The organism is Serratia sp. CY84636 (genome assembly GCF_052166245.1).
Classification (GTDB): Bacteria; Pseudomonadota; Gammaproteobacteria; order Enterobacterales; family Enterobacteriaceae; genus Serratia; species Serratia nevei.
This window is the reverse complement of the sequence record NZ_JBJNOX010000001.1, coordinates 681,348-707,901: the sequence shown is the minus strand read 5'-3', so window position 1 is coordinate 707,901 and position 26,554 is coordinate 681,348. Positions and strand designations below refer to the sequence as shown.

General features: G+C 59.3%; 25 protein-coding genes. 12 read left to right on the top strand and 13 right to left on the bottom strand.

The window, feature by feature from the left end:
- Positions 1 to 29: 29 nt before the first annotated feature.
- Positions 30 to 287, top strand: coding sequence for a YjhX family toxin (locus tag ACJ8QI_RS03615; RefSeq protein ID WP_004939031.1), 258 nt, complete (start codon positions 30 to 32; stop codon positions 285 to 287).
- A 62-nt stretch (positions 288 to 349) separates the two neighbouring features.
- Positions 350 to 856 (top strand): GNAT family N-acetyltransferase, encoded by a 507-nt coding sequence (locus ACJ8QI_RS03610; protein ID WP_089185706.1) that lies wholly within the window; start codon positions 350 to 352, stop codon positions 854 to 856.
- 32 nt (positions 857 to 888) lie between these two features.
- On the opposite strand, the gene ACJ8QI_RS03605 is transcribed toward ACJ8QI_RS03610, so the two are convergent.
- Both ACJ8QI_RS03605 and ACJ8QI_RS03600 read right to left on the bottom strand, forming a co-directional pair.
- Positions 889 to 1,386 carry an AAA family ATPase gene (locus ACJ8QI_RS03605; RefSeq protein ID WP_060440377.1) on the bottom strand — a complete coding sequence of 166 codons (498 nt, stop codon included), beginning with the start codon at positions 1,384 to 1,386 and terminating at the stop codon, positions 889 to 891.
- Between the two features lie 170 nt (positions 1,387 to 1,556).
- Positions 1,557 to 2,453: a LysR substrate-binding domain-containing protein gene (locus ACJ8QI_RS03600; RefSeq protein WP_442532086.1), complete on the bottom strand. Its 897-nt coding sequence runs from the start codon at positions 2,451 to 2,453 to the stop codon at positions 1,557 to 1,559.
- Positions 2,454 to 2,585: 132 nt separating this feature from the next.
- Between ACJ8QI_RS03600 and ACJ8QI_RS03595 the strand changes: the two genes are divergently transcribed.
- Positions 2,586 to 3,320, top strand: a complete 735-nt coding sequence (locus ACJ8QI_RS03595) for an isochorismatase family protein (RefSeq protein ID WP_442532085.1) — start codon at positions 2,586 to 2,588, stop codon at positions 3,318 to 3,320.
- A 34-nt stretch (positions 3,321 to 3,354) separates the two neighbouring features.
- On the opposite strand, the gene ACJ8QI_RS03590 is transcribed toward ACJ8QI_RS03595, so the two are convergent.
- Together ACJ8QI_RS03590 and ACJ8QI_RS03585 are read right to left on the bottom strand one after the other, a co-directional pair.
- On the bottom strand, positions 3,355 to 3,702 hold the full coding sequence (locus tag ACJ8QI_RS03590; protein ID WP_060440380.1) for an antibiotic biosynthesis monooxygenase family protein: 348 nt from the start codon (positions 3,700 to 3,702) through the stop codon (positions 3,355 to 3,357).
- Between the two features lie 12 nt (positions 3,703 to 3,714).
- Positions 3,715 to 4,734 (bottom strand): cytochrome P450, encoded by a 1,020-nt coding sequence (locus tag ACJ8QI_RS03585; RefSeq protein ID WP_442532084.1) that lies wholly within the window; start codon positions 4,732 to 4,734, stop codon positions 3,715 to 3,717.
- A gap of 80 nt (positions 4,735 to 4,814) precedes the next feature.
- Here ACJ8QI_RS03585 and ACJ8QI_RS03580 point away from each other — a divergent pair, with 80 nt between their 5' ends.
- The 5 genes from ACJ8QI_RS03580 (at position 4,815) to ACJ8QI_RS03560 (ending at position 10,545) form a co-directional block, all read left to right on the top strand.
- Positions 4,815 to 5,498 (top strand): ArsR/SmtB family transcription factor, encoded by a 684-nt coding sequence (locus ACJ8QI_RS03580; protein ID WP_087762190.1) that lies wholly within the window; start codon positions 4,815 to 4,817, stop codon positions 5,496 to 5,498.
- 74 nt (positions 5,499 to 5,572) lie between these two features.
- Positions 5,573 to 6,280, top strand: a complete 708-nt coding sequence (locus ACJ8QI_RS03575) for a glutathione S-transferase N-terminal domain-containing protein (RefSeq protein WP_087762189.1) — start codon at positions 5,573 to 5,575, stop codon at positions 6,278 to 6,280.
- A gap of 130 nt (positions 6,281 to 6,410) precedes the next feature.
- Positions 6,411 to 7,838 carry an alkaline phosphatase gene (gene phoA / locus ACJ8QI_RS03570; RefSeq protein ID WP_442532083.1) on the top strand — a complete coding sequence of 476 codons (1,428 nt, stop codon included), beginning with the start codon at positions 6,411 to 6,413 and terminating at the stop codon, positions 7,836 to 7,838.
- Positions 7,839 to 8,299: 461 nt separating this feature from the next.
- Positions 8,300 to 9,880, top strand: a complete 1,581-nt coding sequence (gene mqo, locus ACJ8QI_RS03565) for a malate dehydrogenase (quinone) (RefSeq protein ID WP_368907139.1) — start codon at positions 8,300 to 8,302, stop codon at positions 9,878 to 9,880.
- 206 nt (positions 9,881 to 10,086) lie between these two features.
- Positions 10,087 to 10,545: a helix-turn-helix domain-containing protein gene (locus ACJ8QI_RS03560; RefSeq protein WP_019454454.1), complete on the top strand. Its 459-nt coding sequence runs from the start codon at positions 10,087 to 10,089 to the stop codon at positions 10,543 to 10,545.
- A gap of 74 nt (positions 10,546 to 10,619) precedes the next feature.
- Here ACJ8QI_RS03560 and ACJ8QI_RS03555 read toward each other — a convergent pair whose 3' ends face one another.
- The 4 genes from ACJ8QI_RS03555 to ACJ8QI_RS03540 are packed head-to-tail and all read right to left on the bottom strand — an operon-like array spanning position 10,620 to position 15,586.
- The gene (locus ACJ8QI_RS03555; RefSeq protein WP_204275812.1) at positions 10,620 to 11,687 is read right to left on the bottom strand and encodes a fimbrial protein; all 1,068 of its coding nucleotides are present in this window, start codon (positions 11,685 to 11,687) and stop codon (positions 10,620 to 10,622) included.
- Between the two features lie 14 nt (positions 11,688 to 11,701).
- Complete coding sequence (locus ACJ8QI_RS03550) at positions 11,702 to 14,296, bottom strand: fimbria/pilus outer membrane usher protein (RefSeq protein WP_442532082.1); 2,595 nt, start codon at positions 14,294 to 14,296, stop codon at positions 11,702 to 11,704.
- Positions 14,297 to 14,308: 12 nt separating this feature from the next.
- Entirely contained in the window at positions 14,309 to 14,995 is a 687-nt protein-coding gene (locus tag ACJ8QI_RS03545) for a fimbrial biogenesis chaperone (protein ID WP_084826567.1), read from the bottom strand.
- A 48-nt stretch (positions 14,996 to 15,043) separates the two neighbouring features.
- On the bottom strand, positions 15,044 to 15,586 hold the full coding sequence (locus ACJ8QI_RS03540) for a fimbrial protein (protein WP_033647475.1): 543 nt from the start codon (positions 15,584 to 15,586) through the stop codon (positions 15,044 to 15,046).
- A 514-nt stretch (positions 15,587 to 16,100) separates the two neighbouring features.
- On the opposite strand from ACJ8QI_RS03540, the gene ACJ8QI_RS03535 reads away from it, so the two are divergent.
- The 3 genes from ACJ8QI_RS03535 to ACJ8QI_RS03525 all read left to right on the top strand — a co-directional run bounded on the left by ACJ8QI_RS03535 (position 16,101) and on the right by ACJ8QI_RS03525 (position 19,240).
- A complete protein-coding gene (locus tag ACJ8QI_RS03535) occupies positions 16,101 to 16,817 on the top strand; it encodes an EAL domain-containing protein (protein WP_033637688.1) in 717 nt (238 codons plus the stop codon).
- 21 nt (positions 16,818 to 16,838) lie between these two features.
- Positions 16,839 to 17,429, top strand: a complete 591-nt coding sequence (locus tag ACJ8QI_RS03530) for a LuxR family transcriptional regulator (protein WP_004939094.1) — start codon at positions 16,839 to 16,841, stop codon at positions 17,427 to 17,429.
- 185 nt (positions 17,430 to 17,614) lie between these two features.
- Positions 17,615 to 19,240, top strand: coding sequence for an FMN-binding glutamate synthase family protein (locus tag ACJ8QI_RS03525; protein WP_060421327.1), 1,626 nt, complete (start codon positions 17,615 to 17,617; stop codon positions 19,238 to 19,240).
- A 101-nt stretch (positions 19,241 to 19,341) separates the two neighbouring features.
- On the opposite strand, the gene betA is transcribed toward ACJ8QI_RS03525, so the two are convergent.
- The 3 genes from betA to betI all read right to left on the bottom strand — a co-directional run bounded on the left by betA (position 19,342) and on the right by betI (position 23,236).
- Positions 19,342 to 21,009 (bottom strand): choline dehydrogenase, encoded by a 1,668-nt coding sequence (gene betA / locus ACJ8QI_RS03520; protein ID WP_141970004.1) that lies wholly within the window; start codon positions 21,007 to 21,009, stop codon positions 19,342 to 19,344.
- 137 nt (positions 21,010 to 21,146) lie between these two features.
- Positions 21,147 to 22,619, bottom strand: coding sequence for a betaine-aldehyde dehydrogenase (gene betB, locus ACJ8QI_RS03515; RefSeq protein WP_123894349.1), 1,473 nt, complete (start codon positions 22,617 to 22,619; stop codon positions 21,147 to 21,149).
- A gap of 14 nt (positions 22,620 to 22,633) precedes the next feature.
- Positions 22,634 to 23,236: a transcriptional regulator BetI gene (gene betI, locus ACJ8QI_RS03510; protein WP_038880897.1), complete on the bottom strand. Its 603-nt coding sequence runs from the start codon at positions 23,234 to 23,236 to the stop codon at positions 22,634 to 22,636.
- A gap of 398 nt (positions 23,237 to 23,634) precedes the next feature.
- On the opposite strand from betI, the gene ACJ8QI_RS03505 reads away from it, so the two are divergent.
- Positions 23,635 to 25,674: a choline transporter gene (locus ACJ8QI_RS03505; protein WP_141970006.1), complete on the top strand. Its 2,040-nt coding sequence runs from the start codon at positions 23,635 to 23,637 to the stop codon at positions 25,672 to 25,674.
- A gap of 45 nt (positions 25,675 to 25,719) precedes the next feature.
- Here ACJ8QI_RS03505 and ACJ8QI_RS03500 read toward each other — a convergent pair whose 3' ends face one another.
- Entirely contained in the window at positions 25,720 to 26,190 is a 471-nt protein-coding gene (locus ACJ8QI_RS03500; protein WP_019454465.1) for a YkgB family protein, read from the bottom strand.
- Between the two features lie 55 nt (positions 26,191 to 26,245).
- On the bottom strand, positions 26,246 to 26,536 hold the full coding sequence (locus ACJ8QI_RS03495) for a pentapeptide MXKDX repeat protein (protein ID WP_060436890.1): 291 nt from the start codon (positions 26,534 to 26,536) through the stop codon (positions 26,246 to 26,248).
- Positions 26,537 to 26,554: the final 18 nt, after the last annotated feature.

The window sequence follows — 26,554 nt, the reverse complement described above, 5'->3', positions numbered from 1 at the left end:
TATCTGGGGTTATTACAGGATCTCCCAACATGAACATTTCCAAAGCGGAACAACGCGTGCTGCACGTGTTGGCCAAAGGCGGCTATATCGCCTTCACCCGCAACGACGCCGGTCGCGTCACCCACGTCGAATGCTACACCCGCGAAGGGCTCGGCCTGGCCGACTGCTCACTGGCCGTCTTCACCAAACTCAAAACCAAACGCCTGATCCTCTCTCGCCAGGGGCGCCCTTATCGCGTCACCTTCGCCGGGCTCAAGGCCGTGCGTGCGCAGCTGGATAACCGTTAATCATCGATACCGGCCGGGCAGGTAGCCCGGTCGGCTCAGCCTTATTTAATCAGGATACAACCATGAACATCACTTTACGCCACGAAACGCCGGCCGACGTCGACGCCATCACCACCCTGACCGCCGCCGCGTTCCTGCATGCCGAACACAGCAGCCACACCGAGCAGTTTATCGTCAACGCGCTGCGTGCGGCAGGCGCTCTCACCCTGTCGCTGGTCGCTGAGCACAATGGCACACCGATCGGGCACGCGTCCGTCTCGCCGGTCATACTCAGCAACGGCACCGCCGGTTGGTACGGGCTGGCGCCGGTGTCGGTGCTGCCGGCCAGTCAGAGCCGGGGGATCGGCAGCCGGCTGATCCGCCAGCTATTGGCCGAGCTGCAGGAACGGCACGCCGCAGGCTGCGTGGTGCTGGGCGATCCGAACTATTACGGCCGTTTCGGCTTCCAGGCGCAGACCGCGCTGACCCTGCCGGGCGTGCCGCAAGACTACTTCCGCGCCATTGCCTTCCAGGGCACGCTGCCGTGTGCGGAAGTCGCCTTCCACAACGCGTTTAACGCCGAATCCTAACCCTGTTGCCGGCGCCGTCATGGCGCCGGTTTTCAGTTCTGTTCGCCATAACGCAAGACGGTCATCCCTTCCTCTTCCGCCGGGGGAACAAAGTACTGTGCCAGGCGCTCAAACTCCGCTTCGCTCAGTGTAAACGGGTGCTCACCGCGCGCGTTTCTCAGCGTTATCCGGCTCAGGCACTGCGCATGGCTGACGTCGAGAAAGTGCAGGCAGTGCGCGACGCCGGCCTCCTCCGCCAACGCTTTGGCCCAGCGCCGCCTGTCCGGCGTATTCATCGGGAAATCGAGCGCCACGGACCAGCCGCCGCGCAGCAGCTGAACGAGGTGCCCGCCCAGCGCCCGCCGTAACCGTTCGGAACAGCGCGCATAGTCTTGCAAGCTGGCCATCTCCTGTTCATACAGCGTCGCCAGCCACGCATCTTCGACCAGCAACAGCGTTTGCGGTTGCTGGGCCAAACGCTGCGCCAGCGTCGATTTGCCTGCGCCGGCCTTGCCGCACATCAGGTGTAAAACTGCAGGGTAGGTTTTCATGCCGTTCTCCGGTCGTTGCCGGAAGGGGATAAAAAAACCCGCCTTGCCGGCGGGTTTTTTATTGGCGACACACGCGCTATCCCACCACACGAAGCATGGTGATAATAATTTGCGCGAATGGGCGATAGGATCTTTTCATAACTAAGGAATATGACAACCGTGCGCCGTTGTCAATTCGCCGTCATCAATCCCTGTTCTCGCACAAACTCGGTGAATAAACTCACTTTCTGCTGCACATGCCGGCGCGTCGGGTAAACCGCGAAGACCTGATGCGCTTCGGCAATCTGTTCAGGGAACAGCCGCACCAGCCTACCGGCGGCGATTTCGGGATCCGCCACGAACGACGGCAGCGAACCGATGCCCAGTCCCGCCACCAGCATGTCCCGCAGCATCAGGCTGTTGTTGGCGATCAATCGGGGAGTGAACGTCACGCTCAGGCTCTCCTCGCCGGCGGTGAACTGCCACTGCCCCGGCCTTTCCGCCAGGGAATAGGCCAGACAGCTGTGACGCGGCAAGTCATTCGGCGTTTGCGGCACGCCGTGCTGCGCCAAATAGCCGGGTGCGGCGCAAATTCGCTGGTGCACTTCACCCAGTGCCCGGGCACTGAGGGAAGAATCCGGCAGCCGTCGGCGAATGCGCAAGGAAATGTCGAAACCGGCCGCCACCACGTCCAATACCCTGTCGTCCAGCGTCAGTTCCACCTGCAGCTGCGGGTAGCGTTGCATAAACGGCGGCAGCAGCGGCGACAGCACCGTCAGGCCGAATGAGAGCGGCGCATTGACCCGCAGCGTGCCGGAGACCTGCTGCGCACTGGCGGCAACCATCTGCTCCAGCGCGTCAAACTCGCCAAGCAACCGACAGGCTTCCTGGTAATAGATCTGCCCGGCTTCGGTCAGGCTCATGCTGCGGGTGGTACGCACGAGCAACAGCGTCCCCAACCGGCTTTCCAACTGCTTAATCTGCTTGCTCAACGCCGCCGGGGTGATCGCCAGATCCTCCGCCGCCTTATAGAAACTGTTGCGCTCAACCACGCGGCGAAAGGCGCGCATCGTCAGTAGCACGTCCATATTATGTCCTGATAGTTAATTATAAATTCAATAAAACACAGATTATTAACCCCAACAACCTCAGTAGACTTTATCCAACCGCTTCCCTGAGTGGAAAGTGAATTTAATCTACTGATAATCATGGAGTTAATAATGAAAAAGACCCTGTTCGCCCTGATGCTCGGCCTGAGCGCCGCCGCCGCCCCCGTCGCCGCGCTGGCACAATCCCCCGCCGCCGCCGACAGCCGCCAGGCGGGTTATGTGCAGCCGCTGACCGCCGAGAACAGCCTGCTGCTGCTGGTCGATCTGCAGGACATGTTCGGCATGACCATTTCCTCTATCGACCAAACCAACCTGGTCAATAACGCCGCCGGCATCGCCAAGGCCGCCAAGGTGTTCAACGTGCCGACCATTCTGGCCTCGGCCAACGCCAAAAGCTTCGCCGGGCCGGTATTCCAGCCGGTGACGCAGGCACGCCCGGATCTGCAGGTGTACGATCGCACCGCCATCAACGTCTGGCAGGATCGGCGCGTGGTGGATCTGATCAAACAATCCGGCCGCAAGAAAATCATCATCGGCGGGCTGTGGACCGCCAGCTGCGTGATGCTGCCGGCGCTGTCCGCCCTGGGCGAGGGATATGAGGTTTATATTCTGTCGGACGTCACCGGCGACATTACGCCAGACAGCCAAAACAACGCCATGCAGCGCCTGATACAGGCGGGCGCCACGCCCATCAACTGGGTGGCGTTGATGCTGGAATGGCAGCAGGACTGGAGCCGCAAAGCCACGGCGGGAGGCGTATTGCAGATCGCCCGCGACCACGGCGCTGCCTGGGGGATGGGCGCCAGCTACGCCGGGGCGATGAAGGTGGGCAGCGAAGCGAAATAACGGACGAAGAAAGCCCGCCGCCGGCGGGCTTTCTTCAGGTGCGGTGATAGCCACGGCTATCCTGCGGCGCCTGATCGCGTCTCTCCAACCCGTAGTCCCGCACCACCTCCGCCACCCGCAGCCGATACTGCGCCAGCACCTCGCCACGGCCGCGCGCCTGCGCCGCCCGGTGCTGCTCGAGATTGCGCCACTGCTGCACCGCTGCCTCGTCGCGCCAGAAGGAGAGCGACAGCAGGCGCGCAGGATCGGCCAGGCTTTGAAAGCGCTCGATGGAAATGAATCCGTCGATCTGCGCCAGCAGCGGCTTCAGCTCTGCCGCCAGCGCCAGATAGGTATCACGCTGCCCGTCGGCGGCCTGCAGTTCAAAAATCACGGCGATCATTATCGTTTCCTCTCAACGGTAAAACTCAGGTACGCGTGCATTGTAGGAATGGCGCCACCGCACCGATTCCAACGCCCGCTCATCAATATTCAGCGAACACAGATGCGCCACGCCGCAGCGCGCGATAATCCTCGCCCAGCGTTCGCCCGGGCAGCGGTGTGCCCCTGCGCCGAAGGCCAGTTCGCCGTCGGTGCCGAGCAACAGCAAGACGGTCTGCCCCACGCGCAGCGTACAACCGGCAAGCTGCGTCTCGCGTAAGACGAAACGGCGCGTGTTTTGGATAGGTGGCGTCAGCGCCCGCACCCGATCCAGCGCGGTGTCCACTTCGCCGTTCTGCCGTGCCAGCAAATACGCCTGCCCGAGCCAGCCCGCCGTCGCCTCACAGGCCTGAAACAGCAGACCGAGCGCATTGGCCAACTCAAGCCGGACGTCGCCGATCTCCCGCGCTAATGCCTGGCGCAGCACGCCCTTTCCCGTCGCCAGCCGGGCGCAGAGCCGCTGCGCCGCCGTAATGCCGCGTGCCAGCTGCTGCGGCGTGCCGCCGGGCGCGATACAGCGGACAAAGTCCAGGCTGTCATCGATAAGATGTTGCCATTGCGCTTCGGGCACGCCCAGCAATGCGCCGAGGGTGCAGACCGGCAATCCGTAGTTAAAGCGGGTGATCGCTGCCGCCTCGGACGCTTTTGGCGCTAAACGCACCGCGCACTGTGTCGCGGTTTGCTGAATCAGGATATCGTCGCAGGAAGCGAACGCCCGCTGCAGCGCCGCCTTAAGCATGCGGTGCTCCTCGCCGTCGCGCATCCGCGCCAGCCCGGCGAACAGCGGCGCCATCGGCGTCTCCAGCAAAGCCGTCGGCACCGGCTCATCGGCCGGCCGCACGCCGAGATCGGCATTGAGCAGCGCTTCACTCACCCACTGCGGCGTAGCGGCCACCCAACATTGCCCTGCGCTATCCCAGCTCAGGGGCGGCAAGGCGCGATAGTGCATCTGCGGCTCGGCGGCGAGCGCGGCGGCATAAGGACATACGGACATGGTTTTCTCCCTCGGTACCAGATGGCGATAACCACAGGCTAGCGCTGGACGCGCAGTCATACTTCGCCTAACCTCGAAGTATGCATAACATCGACATAGAAGATCGTTTAGCGGCGCTGAGCGCCGCCATCGCCGACCGCACCCGGGCACGCATGCTGTGCCTGTTGATGGATGGGCGCGCCTACACCGCCACCGAGCTCAGCGCGGCGGTCGAGGTCGCCCCGTCCACCGCCAGCGCACATCTGGCGAAACTGCTGGAGCAGCGGCTGATCGCCTGCGTCAAACAGGGGCGCTACCGCTATTTTCGGCTGGCCGGTCAGCCGGTAGCCGAAGCGCTGGAAGGCCTGATGGCGCTGGCGGGCGTACCGCGCCCATCGGTGAAAAGCAGTACGCCCACCACGCTGCAATATGCCCGCACCTGCTACGACCACATGGCGGGCGAGGTGGCGGTGAAGCTGCACGATCGGCTGCATGCGCTGAACTGGCTGAACGGTGAGGAAGACTACCGGTTAAGCGACGTCGGTCAGGCCGCGCTGGCGCGGCTGGGCGTCGATTGCTCCCCCGCTCCCACCCGCCGCCGCTTCGCCTGCGGCTGCCTGGACTGGAGCGAACGCCGCTCTCACCTCGGTGGCGCACTGGGCGCCGCGCTGTTGGCCGCCTTTATTCAACGCGGCTGGATCGTCCGCCGGCTCGACAGCCGCGAGCTGCAGCTGACCCCCGCCGGTAAAAAAGCGCTGGCCGCACATTTTGAGCTCACGGTGTAACCCGGCGGCGGGGTAGTTTTACTGCAATACTCAAAGGGTACGCTTAAGCGCCCCCGCCAACCCGAGGAGTTTCCATGCTCGATTCCACCCAATTCCCGATCGTCAAACGCTGGCCGGCTCAGCACCCGGAACGGCTGCAGCTCTATTCCCTGCCGACGCCGAACGGCGTCAAAGTGTCCATCATGCTGGAAGAGATCGGCCTGCCTTATGAAGCGCACCTGATCGACATCGGCAACAACGAAACCTGGACGCCGGAATTTCTGGCGCTGAACCCGAACGGCAAGATCCCGGCGATCATCGATCCCGATGGCCCCGGCGGCCGACCGCTGCCGCTGTTCGAATCCGGCGCCATTCTGCTCTACCTGGCGGAAAAAAGCGGTCGTTTCCTGCCGCAGGATCCGGCGCAGCGTTATGAAACCATTCAGTGGGTGTTCTTCCAGATGGCCGCCGTCGGCCCGATGTTCGGCCAGCTCGGTTTCTTCCACAAGTTTGCCGGACGCGAGTATGAAGACAAACGGCCGTTGGAGCGCTACAAGAACGAATCGAAACGCCTGCTCGGCGTGCTGGAAACGCGCCTTGAAGGCCGCGACTGGATCATGGGCGCGGACTACACCATCGCCGATATCTCGCTGCTGGGCTGGGTGCGTAACCTGATCGGCTTTTATGAGGCGCGCGAGCTGGTGGAGTTCGACAGTTTCCCGCGCGTCGCGCAGTGGCTGGAGCGAGGTCTGGCGCGGCCGGCGGTACAGCGCGGGCTGTCTATCCCGGCGCGCGCGGCCTGACGCCAAACGGGGTGGCCGCCGGGCCATCCCGTCTTTCGCTGTCATAAAATTGTCATCCCTCTGCTCTACTCTCCTTACGTAACAATTTGATGTTATTTACATTGTTGTATTACGACAAGGAGCTTACCCCATGCAACCTGCTGTATCCCTGATCGCCGGCGCCGTGCTGTCCGCCCTGCTCTGTTCTTCCGCCATCGCGGCGGAAACCTCGGCCAATGCCGATGGCCTGACCGAGCGCGCCGCGCGCGGCACCCTCACCGAGCCGGGCGGTGCCCGTCGTCTGGCCGGCGATCAGACCGCCGCGCTGAAGGCGTCGCTGTCGGACAAAACGGTGAAAAACGTGATCCTGCTGATTGGCGACGGCATGGGGGATTCCGAGATCACCGCCGCGCGTAACTACGCCGAAGGCGCAGGCGGTTACTTCAAGGGTATCGACGCTCTGCCGCTGACCGGGCAATACACCCACTACTCGCTGGACAAGAAAACCCACAAACCGGATTACGTAACCGACTCCGCCGCCTCCGCCACCGCCTGGGCCACCGGGGTGAAAACCTATAACGGCGCGCTCGGCGTGGACGTGAACGGCAAAGACCAGCCAACGCTGCTGGAGATCGCCAAAACGGCCGGCAAGGCCACCGGCAACGTCTCCACCGCCGAACTGCAGGACGCCACGCCGGCGGCGCTGGTGTCGCACGTCATCTCGCGCAAATGCTACGGCCCGGAGGAAACCAGCGACAAATGCGCCGCTAACGCGCTGGAAAACGGCGGCCGCGGCTCCATCACCGAGCAGCTGCTGAAAACCCGCGCCGACGTCACGCTGGGCGGCGGCGCGAAATCCTTCAACCAACTGGCGAAAAGCGGCGAATGGCAAGGAAAATCTCTGAAGGACCAGGCGGCAGCGCAGGGTTACCAGTGGGTGAGCAATGCGGATGAACTGCAGGCCGTTACCCTGGCCAATCAGCAAAAACCGCTGCTGGGCCTGTTCGCCGACGGCAACATGCCGGTGCGCTGGCTGGGGCCGAAAGCCAGCTATCACGGCAACCTCGACAAGCCGGCGGTAACCTGCGAAAACAACCCGGCGCGCACCGCGGCCACGCCAACGCTGGCGGCGATGACCGAAAAAGCGATCGCGCTGCTGAAAGACAACCCGAACGGTTTCTTCCTGCAGGTAGAGGGCGCGTCGATCGATAAGCAGGATCACGCCGCCAACCCGTGCGGGCAGATTGGTGAAACCGTCGATCTGGACGAAGCGGTACAAAAAGCGCTGGCCTTCGCCCGCGCCGACGGCAATACGCTGGTGATCGTCACCGCCGACCACGCGCACTCCAGCCAGATCGTCGCCGCCGACGCCAAAGCGCCAGGCCTGACCCAGACCTTGACCACCAAAGACGGCGCGCCGATGACCCTCAGCTACGGCAACTCGGAAGAGGAATCGCAAGGGCACACCGGCACCCAGCTGCGCGTCGCGGCCTATGGCCCGCACGCCGCCAACGTGGTGGGGTTGACCGATCAGACCGATCTGTTCTTCACCATGCGCGATGCGATGGGCATCAAGTAACCGCCTTGTGAATCCTGGCCGCCCGTAACGGCGGCCATTTATTATTGGTTACCGATGCGTATTTGCAATTTAACCGCAATTATTGTGTGATAACGAAATAACGTTTAATTGCGCGACAATTAACCCCTGGAAATAACGCGGTTATACGGCCTTTCTCCCCTCTCTGTTTATTCCTGCGACAGCAACCGGCCGTTTTTTGCTTATATTCATTTTTTTTAGTTACAAAAGTAGTTTTTAACATTCTCGCAAACAATAATACCCCGCCAGTAACGTGAACCGATCAATTTGCATCCGGACGGCCTGCAATAGTTCACTTTTCGTTAAAAACCCTATTAACAAAAAGGCATTATCGCTGCCTATCGGCTCACGCCGGGCGGTCGGCTTCATTATTTTCCAGGGTAACTCCCGCTAAATTCTTTCACCTGCAATGAGTAGAATTTACACACAAGAGATTTAATTCAATGAGAAAATTACTCGTCCTGATTTTCAGTCTCAGCCTGTTTAGCGTTACGCAGCAGGCAGCGGCTGAAGAGAAGAATAAAACCGTCGACGTGGTGTTGATCGGCGGCGGCATCATGAGCGCGACCTTGGGTACCTATCTGCATGAGCTGGAGCCGACCTGGACCATCGACATGTACGAGCGCATGAACGGTGTGGCGGAAGAGAGCTCCAACGGCTGGAACAACGCCGGTACCGGCCACTCCGCCTTTAGCGAAATGAACTACACGCCGGAAAAAGCCGATGGCACCATCGACATCAGCAAGGCGGTGAAGGTCAACGAGTCTTTCGAAATCTCCCGCCAGTTCTGGTCTTACCAGGTGAAGAACGCTGTCCTGAAAGATCCGAAATCCTTCATTAACAGCGTGCCACACATGAGCTTCGTGTGGGGTGACGACAACGTCAACTTCCTGCGTAAACGCTACGCGGCGCTGCAGCACAGCACCCTGTTCCGCGGCATGGAATACTCCGAAGATCCTGCGCAAATCAAACAGTGGGCGCCGCTGGTGATGAACGGCCGCGATCCGGCGCAGAAAATCGCCGCGACCCGCATGCCGCTGGGTACCGACGTTAACTTCGGCGTGATCACCCACCAGCTGGTTGACGCGCTGAGCACCAGCGACAAGTTCAAGCTGAACCTGAGCCACGAAGTGCGCGACATCAAGCGCAACGCCGACCAGACCTGGAGCGTGACCGTTGCCGATCTGAACCGCGACGGTAAAGAAACCACCGTTAACGCCAAGTTCGTGTTCATCGGCGCCGGCGGCGCGTCCCTGACCCTGCTGCAGAAATCCGGCATCCCAGAAGCCGACGGCTACGGCGGCTTCCCGGTCGGCGGCCAGTTCCTGGTCACCACCAACCCGGCGATCGCCAACCAGCACCTGGCCAAAGTGTATGGCCTGGCCAGCGTAGGTTCGCCGCCGATGTCCGTGCCGCACCTGGATACCCGCATGCTGGACGGCAAGCGCGTGCTGCTGTTCGGGCCGTTCGCCACCTTCTCCAGCAAGTTCCTGAAGAACGGTTCGCTGTTCGATCTGATGCACTCGCTGAGCACCTCGAACCTGATGCCGATGACCCACGTTGGTCTGGATAACTTCGATCTGGTGAAATACCTGGTCGGCCAGCTGATGATGAACGACGACGATCGCTTCGCCGCGCTGAAAGAGTACTTCCCGGACGCCAAGCAGGCAGACTGGAAGCTGTGGACCGCAGGCCAGCGCGTACAGATCATCAAGAAAGACGCAGATAAAGGCGGCGTGCTGCAGTTCGGCACCGAAGTCGTCAGCTCTGAAGACGGCAGCATCGCCGCTCTGCTGGGCGCTTCGCCGGGCGCTTCCACCGCTGCGCCAATCATGCTGCACCTGATGGAAACCGTGTTCAAAGACAAAGTGGCGACGCCGGAATGGCAGAGCAAGCTGAAAGAGATCATCCCGTCCTACGGCCACAAGCTGAACGGCGATATCGAGATGACCAACAAGATCCGCGGCTACACCAGCAGCGTACTGGGTCTGAACTACATTGAAGTGAAGCCGGAAACTAACTGATTTTCCACTCGTTTCCTGCTGAAAAGGCCGCTTTATGCGGCCTTTCTTTTATCCCCCTGCCGTTCAAAGAGCATTTTTGGCCACCTTTTTACCCCCGGTTTACCCTTGCGTAACGGCGCACTCACGCCTATTATCAAAGCATATTCTTGGATAATTAAGCTAAGTCACTGTGACCTGAATGTCGTTTTTGCGGGAGAACTAAAACCATGGATCGCGTCAATATCATTCACGATTTACTAGACTGGATTGAAACTCATCTGGACCAGCCGCTGCTGCTGGATAACGTCGCCGCCAAATCGGGCTACTCCAAATGGCACCTGCAGCGCATGTTCCGCAGCACCACCGGCCACGCGCTCGGCAGCTATATCCGCGAGCGGCGTCTTTCGCAGGCGGCGCAGGCGCTGCGTTCCAGCCCACGCCCGATCCTGGATATCGCCCTGCAATACCATTTCGACTCTCAGCCTTCGTTCTCACGCGCCTTCAAGAAACAGTTTGGCAAAACCCCGGCAGTCTATCGCCGCACCACCCGCTGGGACGTCGCGGAATGGCCGGCGCAGCCGGTAGAGGCGGAGGCCGAACCGCGCCACGATGCCCCTACGCTGCCTCGTTGGTATGCGGGCAAGCCGCCGGAAGGCGTCTGCACCAGCTGGATGGGGCTGCGTTAATCGGCACGGCATAAGGCACAAAAAAAGGGTCAGTTCGCGAGAACTGACCCTTTTTTTATTGAAGCGACACCGGATTATTTGAAGGTGACGTCGACGTTGGCAGTGGCATTGAACACCCCGGTCTTCGGCGTATTGGTCAACCACTTCAGGTTCGCGATAAAGGTCTCTTTCACTTCGTTCTGCTTATCCTGCAGCACGCCGCCGAAATCCACGTTGGTTTGCAGTGGGATCGGTTTTTTACTGGTGTCGCGCTGCTGCGTCAGGAAGATCGCCACGCCCGGTTGGGTGGTTGGCAGGATCTGCGTGTTGTCTGACGGATCGGCGTTGGTGCTGCTGAAACTGGCCTGCAGAGATTGGCCGGCACATTCGCCGCCGCTCAAGGTAGCCTTGATATCGAACGGCACCTGCTTGGCGATAGTGCCGGTTTTGGCGCTGGAGCTGGTTAGCACGCCGAAATCGACGCTGGCACCGTTGTTAGCCAACACGGTGATCTGCGGGTTGCACTGGATCACGCGGATCTTGTCCAACCCTTTGATATAGGCGTTAAAGTTGCTGTCTTTGGTGGCGTTCAGCCCCAACTCACCATCGATCTGGAACAGCGACGCGCGCGCCAATGGCGGGAAGTTACCCGCCGGCGGTTTCACCCCGGTGGCTTTGATATACACCGAATAGGTGGCAGTCACCGCCTGAGGATCGGCTTTTCTTCTGTTACTACCCGGTTTGGTACCCGGCCCCAAATCAGGGCCCGTCGGCCGGTTGGAGCTTTGCTTCAGGTTAATCGCGTCATAATCACGCCCGTTGATCGATACCCCAATCTCCAGCGACTTATCCAGTGCACCGAACGAGTTCTGCGGGTTCCAATAGATGTAAGCGTTCTCTCCGCGCGGGTAGTTATCCGTATCCCAGCAGGTAAAGGTGGAGGTAAAGTTCTGCGAACGCCAAATCAGGTTGCCTTTGACGAAGTCGCTGGCGGCCAGCACGATCGGGCGGCCGACGTCGATATCCTGCGTTACGCTGCCAACCGGGTTTTTTGAACCCGTCGAGTTGCCGAAGCGGCACTGCATCGCCGCCGCCTGTTGCGCCATCGCCAACCCCGCCAGCCCCACCACCGACAGAAGTGTGTTACGTGCTAATTTGCTCAAGTTCATGGTGTACCTTACAGTTTTTGGCATTGCAGGGTCAGTTCCTGATATCCCATGGCCGCTTGTTTGTCGCCCACGTCCGCCGGAATCGGCAGTACGCATTGCTGGTCGGCTTTCGGGCCCCATTTGATCGTCAGTTTCTCGCCCGCTTTCACGCCGGAAACATAGGTTGCGCCTTCCAGACCCACGGTGCCGCTGTTGCGGCCGGACTCGTTGAACACGCCGGCGCCGATGGCCGGATAACCGTTGTCACCCAGACGAGCATGAATCAGCAGGCTGACGCCCTTGAAGGTATCGAAGCTCACCTTCACCACCGATTTCTCGGTCGGCACCACTTGTTTACTGGCCACCGGCACATCCAGGCCCGGGCCGAAGTCTTCGGTGCGCAGCGCCACATAGTTGTAGCGGTACGGGTTGGCCGACGGCACCACCGCATAACCGAAGCGATCGATGGTCACGCCCGGCTGGTTTTCCAGACGCACGCCTTTGGCATCTTTCGCTTCCACCAGCAAGATGGTGTTCTGCAACGGCTGAGTCAGGGTCGCGCCGCCGGAGTGCACCAGCAGACCACCGGAGAGGCCCAGTCCTTCCTGGCGGTATTTCGAACTGTAGGCATAGCTACCGTCGATGTTACCGATGCTGCTGCTGTAGCCCAGGTTCAGGTTGCTGCTCTGACCGGAGGACTGCGTATGCCCGGTGGAAACCGAGTAGTTCATGCGACGGTCGTCCAGCATGGTGCCGCTGATGCCGGTCGAGTAGCTGTCGCCGCTCTGTTTGCTGTGCGCCGCGCTGAAGTTGGCGGTGGTCGAGTTGTTGCTCTGGCCCCAATCCAACGGGATCGACATCGTGAAGTTCACGCTGCGATCCGAATAACCGTACTGGCCGCGCGTATCCTGCAGATAAACACCGTAGGAAATGCGCTTGAAGCCGTCGTTGTAACCCAGTTGAATCGTGCGGTCGTTGCCGGACACGCCCCAGTAATTCTGGTGGCTCACGTTGGCGTACAGGCTGGCGCCCGCCCACAGCTGCTGGCTGAGCGACAGCTCGACGCGTTCACGCTTGTTGCCGTAACGCGCAGTGTATCGGGTACGTTTCTGGTTGTTGCTCCAGGAAGGCTGGCCCGGCTGCAGATCGCTCGGATCCCAGTAATCATTGGCATAAATGCCGTTGCGCCAGCTGTTGCGCTCCTGGACCGCATCGCTGAGATCATAGTAACCGGAAGTCGCATAGCGATAGCCCGCCAACTGGAAGTTGGTGCCCATCTGGTTAAGCGACTTGGAGTACAGGAAACGGAAGCTCTGCCCCTGCTTGCGATCGCCGTTCGCCAGCTCGGTATCGGAGATCGAACCGTCCACGGAGATGGCCCCCCATGACCCCAGGCTCTTACCGATACCCACGGCAGCGGAACGGTAGTGCTCCGCGATGATGGCGCCGCCGAACGGCGTCAGGCCATAGTTCATGCCGTATGCCGCGGTGCCCTGAATCAGTTTCGGCTGATAGCCGCCGTTACCGTTGTGGTATTTACCGGCGGTCAGCTGGAAGTTCCAAATGCCTTCGCGCAGCATGTTGGCCACGGAAGAGTAGGCGACGCTGAACGTTTTGTGCGAACCGTCGGCCTCGTTCACGGTGACCTGCAGGTCACCGTTATTGGTATGCGGATAGACGTCGTGGATCTCAAAAGGACCCGGCGCGACGTTGGTGCTGTAGATGACGTAACCGTTCTGGCGAATTTCGACGCGGGCGTTGGTCGCCGCCACGCCGCGCACCACCGGCGCATAACCGCGCAGGCTGTCCGGTAGCATGTCGTCAACGCTGGAGAGTTGCACCCCACGGAACTGGAAGCTGTTGAACACGCTGTTGTTGGTGCTCGCCTGGCCCATCACCAAACGGCTGCGCCATGGCACGATATCGGTTTCGGCCCAGGAAGAGACGTTGGTCCAGTTGCTGCTGCTGCCACTCTGCTTATCCCAGGTGGAGTTGTTGCGCAGGCGCCATCTGCCCAGGTTGAGGCCGCTGTTCAGCGCGAGGAACATGTACTCGCTGTCGTCGGCGTCATCTCGGCGATAGCTGTTCTTGTTGTAGTTGAAGTTATAGTTGGCGAACAGCGCGTTGATGCCTTCATCGTACATGCTTGGCGGGATCGCCCCGATCGCGCTCAGATCCATCATGGTCTGCGGCACGGAAATGTTGATCTGCTGCACCGCCGCGTCATAGCTGACGGTGGCGTCTTTAATCAACTCAGACACATCAACACAGCTGCCGGCCTGCAGCGTTTCCGGCAGTTTGATGCCGTAGTTGCGTAGGTCTTCAACTTTCAGGCAGGGTTGAGACGCGGTCTGGCCTTTAACCTGACGAAAAGTAACATCCTTATGATCGACCTGAGTCAGGTTGACATAGATGTCGAATGGGTAAACGCCCGGTTGCAAAGCATCGCCCTGAGCGACCGCTTCCGCGTTGCTCAGGTTTTCATCGCCGTGAATAAACGACATGTTAAACTCTGCCAGCGCCGCTTCACTCCATAACATCGGCGCACTGGCGGCAATGATTGCAATTCGGATCAGCTGTGTCAGCCGCGTCGTTCCGCCTGCTACTTTTCGTTGATTTGCCATTCCCTGTCTCTCTTATTGTACTGGAACGTCCTTGACTTCCGTTCTACCGCCAAAATCGTTGATATAACTGAAAGCAATCTTGTTGCCGACGCTGACGCCCGCCGGGATGTTGATCGATAAGCGATCTTTCGGGCTCACCATGTTGGCGTCCACATCCACGGTCTTGCCCGCGCTGTTTTTCAAATGCAGCGCCCCAAAGGTGATATGCAGCGGGCCATCGTTAATCACTTGCAGACGTGAACCTTCACGCTGCCAACGCAAGTTTTGTACTTGCTCGTCCAGCGTCGTTTTCAACGCCACCGGCCGGTAAAAAAGTTTGATTCGGGTACGCACCGCAACCTGCAGCACGTTTTCCTGCTTCGGCGCCGGTGGAATTTCCTGCACGTTAATCCACAACAGGGTTTCTTTATCCTGAGGTAAGCCATTACCGGAATAGATAAAGCGCAGAACGGCAGTTTTAGCAGCGTCCAATTTCAGAATCGGTGGAACGACAACGACAGGCAGATTTTTCGGCACTTGGTTTCTGTCACCGGTGTCCAGCCAGGTCTGCACCATATAAGCTTCTGAAGCATCGTTATGAATCGGCAGAGAGGCGGATTTGTCATCGCCTTTATAGATCACGCGAGTGGCATCTACCTGGATACCGGCGTAGCTGTTAAAGGCGCCCAGCATCAGCAGAGCAGCAAAGAACTTTTTCATCGGTTTCCTCTACGGGCCATCCTTGGCCGTGTGTGTCCTGAAAGACGATTATTTGTATTCGATAGTGAACGGGCTGGTAGCGTTAGCCAGACCTGCAGTTACGTTGCTATCGAATGAACGGTAACGTGCCTGCAGGTTGAAGGTCGCTTTACCGTCAGCAGCGATGGTGACTTTCGCTACGTCGTCGTTGATGTTGGAACCGTCGCCGATAGCGAATGGCTTGCCGTTGTTGTCAGTGATTTCGATACCCACGCCGGTAGCTGCAGCGCCGGTGCCGCCCACGTTGCTTACGGACAGCAGGTCTGGGTTGCCAGCAACGGTGTTACCGTCGAAGCGCAGGCTGTAATCGCCGGCATCACATTTTTCCAGAGAGATCTGGAAAGCTTTAGAAGCGGATTTAGAACCCACGGTTGGGAAAGCAGAAGTTGGGTAAGTACCCAGGTAAACTTCTTTATTCTGAGTATCGCTAGTTACCTGGCAGGTAGACTGTTTGATTTCACCGGTGAATTTAACAGTGCCGTTTGCTGCCATTGCGTTGGAAGCAGTTGCAGACAATACCAGGGCAGCCAAAGGCAATAATACTTTTTTCATTTCCAGCTCCATAGAACAATAAAATAATCGATTCAGTGGCGGGCTTATATATATATTGCCGCCACTGAGCATACACTCAGCGATAGCACTCCCTTGCTGAAAAGGAGCGTTGCCTCGATGAACTCATTGCCGGACGAAATATAGACTAAGCATATTCTTAATGTTAAATCGTTTAAAACATTCATAAGGCCCCTCTTGATAGGAATAAACTATCGGCGGATACCTATCGATCGATGTTGACGATTCATATGAATAGGAATAATCTGTGTTTGGGAAAGCTGCAGAGTTCAAGATTTTGCATTAAGGCCTGAAAATCAGAATATTATCCCGAATATTTACATTTAGTAACAGATTGCGACGTTTGGACTTTGGCACAAATTACGCGTTAAATGGTCTGTCGACACGCTTCGGCCATCCTGACGTTTTAAATAAGAAATTTACCAATAAACTCGGAGTAACTTTCTTTTTAATCATTTAAAATCAACAAGTTAAATATCAATCCAAGGATTGGGAAATGAGCGGTTCTTTCAGAGAGAAAAATAACGGCATTAATTATGTTTTTCAGCCAATGTTCGCGAAATCGGGACAATTGCTGGCCGTTGAATGTCTGTCTCGCTTTACGTTTAATAGCGAATATGCCCATTTTTCTCCTGAACAGTTCTTTCGCCACGCCGACAGTGCCACTCGGATTGAGATTTTGATGGATCAGATCAATCTGATCGATAAATACAAACACTGGTTTCATGAAAACCAAGTGATAGCCACTTTGAATGTTGACGATTATTCCCTGCAATCGCTGGCGAATACTCACTTTGCCGAAAGAATTAACGCTATGCGCTGTATTCATTTCGAGATCAGCGAGAATTCAACCCGGCTGGTGAAAGATCGCGTGCACGGCGATCCGTCATTGAATAGTTATTCATTTTGGCTCGATGATTTTGGTTCTGGCTACGCGGGTTTTTCCGCGTTGTACAACAGCCAGTTCCGCTTCGTTAAGCTCGACCGTTTTCTGCTTTGGGACTTCATGAAAAAGTCCGGCGGCGAGGGCTTGATGCGCGCGTTACTGCGCTTCTTTTACCTTAATCATTACAAGGTAATTATCGAAGGAGTTGAAACTCCCGAACACAAGAAATGGCTGGATGAAATGCCATATTACGCACTGCAGGGAAAGCTGTGGAAGGAATCCAGCATCAAGGATTTGAACTCGCTTCTTACAGCTGAATACTTTTAACTCGGTATTGGTGTTTGCCCTATGTCTAAAAACAACGTTCTTGTGATTAGTGAGTGTAAGTACAGCTATGTTGGCCTGTCGGTGCTGCTGAAGAAACACTACGGCGCGTACGATATCCGCCTGTTTTCCGATTTCATGCACGGCGGCGCCAAAGCAGAGAAGATCACCAAGCACGATATCGCGCTGATTTTCACCTCGCAAAACCTCGAACAGAGCGTCAACGTGATCGAAAGCCTGGTGTCCCTGCACCAGCAGTACAACAGCAAAACGCGCCTGTTGGTGTTCTATGACGACGAGCGCGTGGTGAAACTGTTGTCGATCCTGGGGATTTCCGTCGAGTTGGTCTCCACCCGCATTCCGCTTTATTCGCTGCAGGAAAAAATCCAGCGGCTGCTGGAAAGCAAAGAACCGGGCGGCATCAGAGTGCAGAAAACCCGCGAGCTCAGCCCGGCGGAAAGCGACGTGATCTTCAATCTGCTGCGCGGCGACAGCCTGCTGCACATTGCGGAAAAGCGCGGTACGCACCCAAAAACCATCTTCTCGCAGAAATACAGTGCGATGAAAAAGCTGCGGCTGCGCAGCATGAGCACCATCTTCGTCGCCGGCAAATAACCGGCCCTGGCTTGTTGCGCGGTACGCCGCGCGGCAACCGGCCCTCCCCCGCCAAGTTAAATTAATGTAACAACCGGCGACAAAGCAGCAACAGACACACAACATCCTCTCCTGTTGGCTACGATTTGCACACGGATTATCCGTGAGTCATGTCGTGTGGATTAAAATAAACATCAGGAGATGTTATGAAGTCGTCCTTATTCAGCCGCTACACCTGCTTTGTGCTGAGCATCTTGCTCACCCTGGTTTTCTTAATCATGATGCGCAACCATCCGTGGTTCTGGCTGCCGGCCCTGGCCTGCGGTGGCTTGATGGTGCTGGGTATCTACGATCTCACGCAACAGCGCCACGCCATCTGCCGCAACTACCCGATCATCGGCCGCCTGCGCTTCTTCTTCGAATTCATCCGTCCGGAACTGCGCCAGTATTTCCTCGAGCAGGATAATGAAGAAATCCCGTTTTCGCGCACCCAGCGCACGCTGGTGTATCGCCGGGCGAAAAACGAGATGGGCGACAAGCCGTTCGGCACCCTGCTGGATGTGTACCAAACCGGCTATGAGTGCATCGGCCACTCCATGCGGCCGGTGGAAGCCGCCGACCCGACCAGTTTTCGCATCACCATCGGCGGCGCCGACTGCCGCCAGCCCTACTCTGCGTCGATCTTCAACATTTCGGCCATGAGCTTCGGCGCGCTCTCCGCCAATGCCATTCGCGCACTCAACCTCGGTGCGGCCAAGGGCAATTTCTACCACGACACCGGCGAGGGCAGCATCAGCCGCTATCACCGTGAAAACAACGGCGATCTGGTGTGGGAGCTGGGCAGCGGCTATTTCGGCTGTCGCACCGCCGACGGCCATTTCGATCCGCGCCGCTTTGCCGAACAGGCGCAAAGCCCGCAGGTGAAAATGATTGAAATCAAGCTCAGCCAGGGCGCCAAACCCGGCCACGGCGGCATTCTGCCGGCGAAAAAGGTAGATGCGGAAATCGCCGCCACCCGCGGCGTGCCGGAAGGCGTCGACTGCATCTCGCCGGCCTCGCACAGCGCCTTCACCACCCCGCTGGAAATGATGCATTTCATCCAGCAGCTGCGCGAGCTGTCAGGCGGCAAACCGGTCGGTTTCAAGCTGTGCATCGGCCACCCGTGGGAGTTCGTCGCCATCGTCAAGGCGATGCTGCACACCCGCATCCTGCCGGATTTCATCGTGGTGGACGGTAAGGAAGGCGGCACCGGCGCCGCGCCGCTCGAGCTCTCCAACTATATGGGCATGCCGCTGCGCGAAGGGCTGCTGTTCGTGCATAACACGCTGGTGGGCTGCGGCCTGCGCGACCAAATCAAGGTAGGCGCCAGCGGCAAAATCATCAGCGCCTTCGACATCGCCAGCGTGCTGGTGCTCGGCGCCGATTGGGTGAACTCGGCGCGCGGCTTTATGTTCGCCGTCGGCTGCATCCAGTCGCAAAGCTGCCACACCAACCACTGCCCGACCGGCGTGGCGACGCAAGATCCGCTGCGGCAGAAGGCGCTGGTGGTGCCGAACAAGGCGGAGCGCGTCTACCACTTCCATCAAAATACGGTGAAAGCGCTGGCGGACATGCTGGCGGCGGCCGGCGTCAGCCGCCCGGAACAGCTGACCTCGCACCATATGCTGCGCCGCATCACGCCGACCGAGATCAAAGTGTACGCCGATATCTATTACTACCTGGAGCCGGGCGCGCTGCTGCAACCGGAGATCAAAAGCGAGTTCTACGCCCGCATGTGGCGTATGGCGACGCCCACCAGTTTCGATCAGGCGATCTCGCTGCCGGCGGCATAAGGGGATAAAAAAGAGTTGCCCCCTCGCCTTGGGGAAGAGCATATGGAGAGGGGTTGCTTGCTACGGCGGCCCTCCCCCTCAACGGCGAGAGGGCGTGTCGGTTACTGCTTGCGCACCGGCGCATCGCCGGCGACGTAATAGTCGGCGGTGCTGCGCGGCAGTGGCGCGCGCTGGCGAATGCGATCGGCTAACTTCTCGGCGATCATGATGGTGGTGGCGTTCAGGTTGCCGGTGATGATCAGCGGCATGATCGACGCATCCACCACCCGCAATCCTTCCATGCCGTGCACCCGGCCCTGGCCGTCGACCACTGCCATCTCATCCTCGCCCATCTTGCACGAGCAGGACGGGTGGAACGCGGTTTCGGCATGCTCGCGCACGAAGGCATCCAACTGCTCATCGGTCTGCACGTCCGGCCCAGGGCTTATCTCGCGGCCACGGTATTCGTCCAGCGCCGGCTGCGCCATGATCTCGCGCGTGATGCGAATAGCGTCGCGGAACTCCTGCCAATCCTGTTCGGTCGCCATGTAGTTGAACAGAATGCTCGGGTGCTGACGCGGATCTTTCGATTTCACCTGTACCCGGCCGCGGCTCGGCGAACGCATCGAGCCGACGTGCGCCTGGAAGCCGTGCTCTTTCACCGCGTTGCTGCCGTTGTAGTTAATCGCCACCGGCAGGAAGTGATACTGAATGTTCGGCCAGGCGAACTCTGCACGGCTGCGGATGAAGCCACCGGCCTCGAACTGGTTGCTGGCGCCGACGCCGGTGCCGTTGAACAGCCATTCCGCGCCGATCTTCGGCTGGTTGAACCATTGCAGCGCCGGGTACAGCGATACCGGTTTCTTACAGGCGTATTGCAGGTACATCTCCAGGTGGTCCTGCAGGTTTTCCCCGACGCCCGGCAGATCGTGTACCACATTAATATCCAGACTTTTCAGCAGCGCAGCCGGGCCAACGCCCGAACGCTGCAGGATCTGCGGCGAGGCGATGGCGCCGGCGCACAGCAGCACTTCGCGCCGTGCTGTGGCGTGGGTCAGCTGATTGCTGTCGCCCTGCAAATACTTGACGCCCACCGCACGCTTGCCGTCGAACACGATATGGTCGGTCAGCGCATGGGTGACGATTTTCAGGTTCGGCCGCGAACGCGCCTGATCCAGATAACCGCGGGCGGTGCTGGCGCGGCGCCCTTTCGGCGTCACGGTGCGATCCATCGGGCCAAAGCCTTCTTGTTGGTAACCGTTCAGATCGTCGGTACGCGGGTAACCCGCCTGCACGCCGGCTTCCACCATCGCGTGGAACAGTTCGTTGTTACCGGCTTTCGGCGTGGTGACGCTCACCGGGCCCTCGCCGCCGTGGTAATCGTTCGGGCCGATATCGCGGGTTTCCGCCTTGCGGAAATACGGCAGGCAGTCCAGATAGGTCCAGTCTTCCAGACCCGGCGCCTTGGCCCAGTTATCGAAGTCCATCGCGTTGCCGCGAATGTAACACATGCCGTTAATCAGGGACGAACCGCCCAGCCCTTTGCCGCGGCCGCATTCCATCCGGCGGTTGTTCATGTGCGGCTCAGGATCGGTTTCATACGCCCAGTTATAGCGGCGACCCTGCAGCGGAAACGCCAGCGCGGCCGGCATCTGGGTACGGAAATCCATCCGGTAGTCCGGGCCGCCGGCTTCCAGCAGCAGGACGCTGACGTCGGCGTCCTCGGTCAATCGGGTGGCTAACACGTTGCCGGCGGAACCGGCACCGATAATGATGTAGTCAAATTCCATTCATTATCTCCTTACTTTATAGAGGCCTGGTCAGGCAAAGACGCGAAGCGCGACTCGGCAACAGGCTGTGTATTTTGGCTCTCTAGATATTGTCGGCCGCAGCCAACGCGGCTGCGGCTCGAAAGACGGCGGGAAGATCAGAATACCGAGGCGTATTCGCCCAGCTCGACCTGCACCGATTTGATCTGGGTGTAGTGTTCCAGCGTCGTCAGGCCGTTCTCGCGGCCGACGCCGGACTGCTTGTAGCCGCCGACCGGCATTTCCGCCGCCGACTCGCCCCAGGTGTTGATCCAGCAAATGCCGGCTTCCAGCTGGTGGATCACGCGGTGCGCACGAGCCAGATCGTTGGTCACCACACCGGCGGCCAGGCCGAAGGTGGTATCATTGGCGCGGCGCACCACTTCCTCTTCGCTCTGGTAGCTGAGAATGCTCATCACCGGCCCGAAGATCTCCTCACGCACGATTTCCATGTCGTCGCGGCAGTCGCTGAATACCGTCGGCGCCACGTAAGCGCCCTTGCCGAATTCGCCGTGGGTGACGCGTTCGCCGCCGCACAGCAGGCGCGCGCCGCTGTTCTTGCCGCTCTCGATAAAGCGCAGCACCGACTCCATGTGCGCGAAGCTGACCAGCGGCCCGAAGTTGGTCTGCGGATCGGTCGGATCGCCGAGGCGAATGCGCTTGACGCGCTCGAGGATCTTCGCCTCAAACTGTGCCTGCAGCGCCGCCGGCACGAAGACGCGGGTACCGTTGGTGCACACCTGCCCGGAGCTGTAGAAGTTGGCCATCATGGCGATATCGGCAGCGCGATCCAGATCGGCATCGTCGAAGATAATCAGCGGCGACTTGCCGCCCAGTTCCATGGTGACTTCCTTCAGCGTCGATCCCGACGCGTTGGCCATCACCTTCTTACCGGTTTTCACCCCGCCGGTGAAAGAGACTTTGGCGATGCCCGGATGATCGGTCAGGTACTGCCCCACCTCCGCGCCGCTGCCGGTCACCACGTTGAATACGCCGTCCGGCAGGCCGGCTTCGGTGTAAATTTCCGCCAGCTTTAACGCCGTCAACGACGTGACTTCACTCGGCTTGAAGATCATCGCGTTGCCCGCCGCCAGCGCCGGCGCGGACTTCCACAGCGCGATTTGAATCGGGTAGTTCCAGGCACCGATGCCGGCCACCACACCCAGCGGTTCGCGGCGGGTGTAAACGAATGAGGTTTCGCGCAGCGGGATCTGTTCGCCTTCAATGGCCGGGATCAGGCCGGCGTAATACTCCAGCACGTCGGCGCCGGTGACGATGTCCACCGCGGTGGTTTCCGACATCGCTTTGCCGGTATCCAGCGTTTCCAGCGCCGCCAGCTCATCGTTGCGCTCGCGCAGAATATCCACCGCGCGACGCAGGATGCGCGAACGCGCCATCGCCGTCATCGCCGCCCACACCTTCTGCCCGCTGGCCGCGCTGGCCACCGCACGATCGACGTCTTCAGCGCCGGCAGACTGGACTTCAGCCAGAACTTCGCCGTTCGCCGGGTTAATGGCGTTGAAGGTTTTTCCAGCGGTGCTGTCTACATAGGCGCCATGAATATAGAGCTTCTGCAAGCCAAAACGGGACATAGGATCTCCTTGGGTTATCCTCCGGGCGGCGTTTGCCCCCGGAGTTGGAACGTGATGTATTCGGTCGTGAGCGCCAACGCCTGCGACTGATTGAACGCCGAGCCGCGCAGCGCGCTGCGCAGCCACAGCCCGTCGATCAGTGCCGCCAGCCCCTTGGCCGCCAACCGCGCCTGCGGCTGCGGCATAACGCGACGAAACTCGGCGCACAGGTTGGAATAAAGCCGGCGGCCGTTCACCTGCTGCAGCCGGTTGAGCTGCGGCTGGTGCAGACTGCTGGCCCAAAAGGCCAGCCAGGTCTTCATCGCCGCGCTGTTGATCTGGCTGTCGTCGAAGTTGCCGGCGACGATCGCCTGCAGCCGCGCCGCCGGGCTGTTATCGGTCAGCGCCTGCAAGCGCAGCTTCACCGCCTCGCCCAGATGGCTGATCAGATAGCGCATCGTGGCTTCCAGCAGGCCGTTCTTGTCCTTGAAATAATGGCTGATGATGCCGTTGGAAACGCCGGCCCGCCGCGCGATCTGCGCGATGGTGGCGTCATGCATTCCCACTTCGTTTACCGCGGCGAGCGTGGCATCAATCAACTGCTGCCTTCTGATTGGCTGCATTCCTACCTTTGGCATATTTCGACTCTCACAAAACCGACTTCGGCCTTATCTCAGCGGGCAAATTTCACTGCCGTTTCGCCCGTGATTCAGGTCATCATGAGGACTATTAAACTTTTTTTTGATTGAACGTTCAATAAAAATTGCATATATTTTATTGCCGCCTGGTTAAAAATTTGTACTATCTGGTTGTGGAACTGGCTGATTTTTGTGAGGTAATTAACGAATCTGACCAAAATCAGTGGCTGTAAGCGGTTCCCGCCGCGAAGCGCTCCGGCGCTTCAGCAACAGGCGAAAGCGGCATCATTCAGGCCCTCCTCTGCGGAGACGGCCGCCGCCTTCATTCGCCCGTTTTTCAGAGGCCAACGCGCCCCGGAATACGGAGCGGCACGATTTTCTCAGTTCAGAGGATGACGATGACAACCCACGAAACCTCCTCCAAACCGCAGCAGGACCGCCTCAACCCTGTGGTTTTCTTCACCTCGGCGGGGCTGATCCTGGCCTTCTCGCTGATGACCATCTTTTTCACCGACTTCTCCGGGCAGTGGATCACCCGCACGCTGAATTGGGTGTCAGCCACCTTCGGTTGGTACTACCTGCTGGCGGCGACGCTGTACATCGTGTTCGTGGTGTTTATCGCCGCTTCGCGCTTCGGTTCGATCAAGCTCGGGCCGGAACAGTCCAAACCGGAGTTCAGCCTGATGAGCTGGGCGGCGATGCTGTTCGCCGCCGGCATCGGCATCGACCTGATGTTCTTCTCAGTCGCCGAGCCGGTGACCCAGTACATGATGCCGCCGGAAGGCGACGCGCAAACGCTGGAGGCCGCACGCCAGGCGATGGTCTGGACGCTGTTCCACTACGGCCTGACAGGCTGGTCGATGTATGCGCTGATGGGCATCGCCCTCGGCTACTTCAGCTATCGCTACAATCTGCCGCTGACCATCCGATCGGCGCTGTACCCGATCTTCGGTAAACGCATCAACGGCCCGATCGGCCACAGCGTGGACATCGCCGCGGTGCTCGGCACCATCTTCGGCATCGCCACCACGCTGGGTATCGGCGTGGTGCAGCTCAACTACGGCCTCAAGGTGCTGTTCGAGATCCCGGAAAACCTGACGGTGCAGGGCTCGCTGATCCTGCTGTCGGTGATCATGGCCACCATCTCGGTCACCTCGGGCGTCAACAAGGGCATCCGCATCCTGTCCGAGCTGAACGTGCTGCTGGCGCTCGGCCTGATCCTGTTCGTTCTGTTCTTTGGCGACACCGAGTTCCTGCTCAACGCGCTGGTGCTCAACGTCGGCGATTACGTCAATCGTTTTATGGGCATGACGCTCAACAGCTTCGCCTTCGATCGGCCGGTGGAGTGGATGAACAACTGGACGCTGTTCTTCTGGGCCTGGTGGGTGGCGTGGTCACCGTTCGTCGGCCTGTTCCTGGCGCGCATCTCGCGCGGGCGCACCATTCGCCAGTTCGTGGTCGGCACGCTGATCATACCGTTCGTGTTCACCCTGCTGTGGCTGTCTATCTTCGGCAACAGCGCGCTCTACCAGATCATTCACGGCAACGCCGAGTTCGCGCAGGAAGTGATGCAGTTCCCGGAGCGCGGCTTCTACAGCCTGCTGGCGCAATACCCCGGCTTCACCTTCAGCGCCTCGGTGGCCACCATCACCGGCCTGCTGTTCTACGTCACCTCGGCGGACTCCGGCTCGCTGGTGCTGGGCAACTTCACCTCGCGCCTGGCCGACATTAATAATGATGCGCCGAACTGGCTGCGGATTTTCTGGTCGGTGGCTATCGGCCTGCTGACCATCGGCATGCTGATGACCGACGGCGTGCCGGCGCTGCAGAAAACCACGGTGATCATGGGCCTGCCGTTCAGCTTCGTGATCTTCTTCGTGATGGCCGGGCTGTATAAATCGCTGCGGGTGGAAGACTACCGCAAGGCCAGCGCGCTCAGCACCCTGGCGCCAGTGCCGGTCTCCAGCCACGACGTGCTCAACTGGAAGCAGCGCCTGTCGCGGGTGATGAACTACCCGGGCACCCAGTACACGCAGAAAATGCTGGATAAGGTGTGCCGCCCGGCGATGCAGGACGTGGCGCGCGAGCTGGAGTTGCGCGGCGCGAAAGTGGAGTTCAGCGAAGTGCCGCCGACCGAAGACGAACGCCTGAACCACCTGGAGCTGCTGGTGCACCTGGGTGAGGAACAGAACTTTATCTATCAGATCTGGCCGATGCGCTACTCGGTGCCGGGCTTCACCTACCGCGCGCGCTCCGGCAAGTCGCACTACTACCGGCTGGAAACCTTCCTGATGGAAGGCACCCAGGGCAACGACCTGATGGACTACAGCAAGGAACAGGTGATTGGCGATATCCTCGACCAGTACGAGAAGCACCTGAACTTCCTGCACATTCATCGCGAAGCGCCGGGGGGCACCCTGACCTTCCCGGATATGTGATAACCGGTCAATCAGCGAAAGGGCGTAGCCAGGCTACGCCCTTTTTTATGCCTGCTCGGCCGGCAAGTCGGCTTTCAGCAGCACCAGGGAACCGGCCAGCAACACCAGATCCTTGATTAAAAAACTGGTGGCCCCGGCCATGGCAGGAAAACCGCCGGCGGAAGGCTCCCAGGCGCCCGGCGTGGAAAAGATCAGCGTCAGCGTGGTCAGGTAGGTCACCGTCGAACCGATCGCCCCCAGCAATCCCAGCCGCCGCGACCAGAATCCCGCCAGCAGCAGCAAACCGAAGCTCCACTCGGCAACGCCCAGCGCATAGCTGGCGCCGCGGATGCCGAACGCCTGATGCATCCAGCTCAGCAGCGGGCTGTTGCCGATCAGCGGTACCAGCCCCTGCGCCTCGTAATCAAACCACTTGGCGTAACCGAAGGCGGCGAAGATCACCACCAGCGCCGCGCGCATAAAGATAACGTCCCCGTTCGAGCGCTGAAAGCGCCGCAGCCATGTCGCCTGCATCATCCTCTCTCCTTAATTGTCCGCGGCTCGCCCGCTTGCGGCCGCGGGGTGCGGCGGCTTAGTGCCCCATCGCGTCCTTCTTCATTTCGTCTTTCTTCATGCCGTCTTTGGCCATACCGTCTTTCGCCATGCCATCCTTTTTCATCGCGTCTTTGCCCATCTTGTCTTTCTTCATGCACTCCTTGCCCATACACTCTTTCTTCATGCCGTCTTTGGCCATGCCGTCGTGCGACATCTGGCTCATGCCGTCCTTTTTCATCGCGTCTTTGCTCATGCCGTCCGCGGCGTTGGCGCCGGCCACGCCCAGCATCAACGCGCTGCACATCATCATTGCGAATAACTTTTTCATGGTATTTCCTTCCGTCAT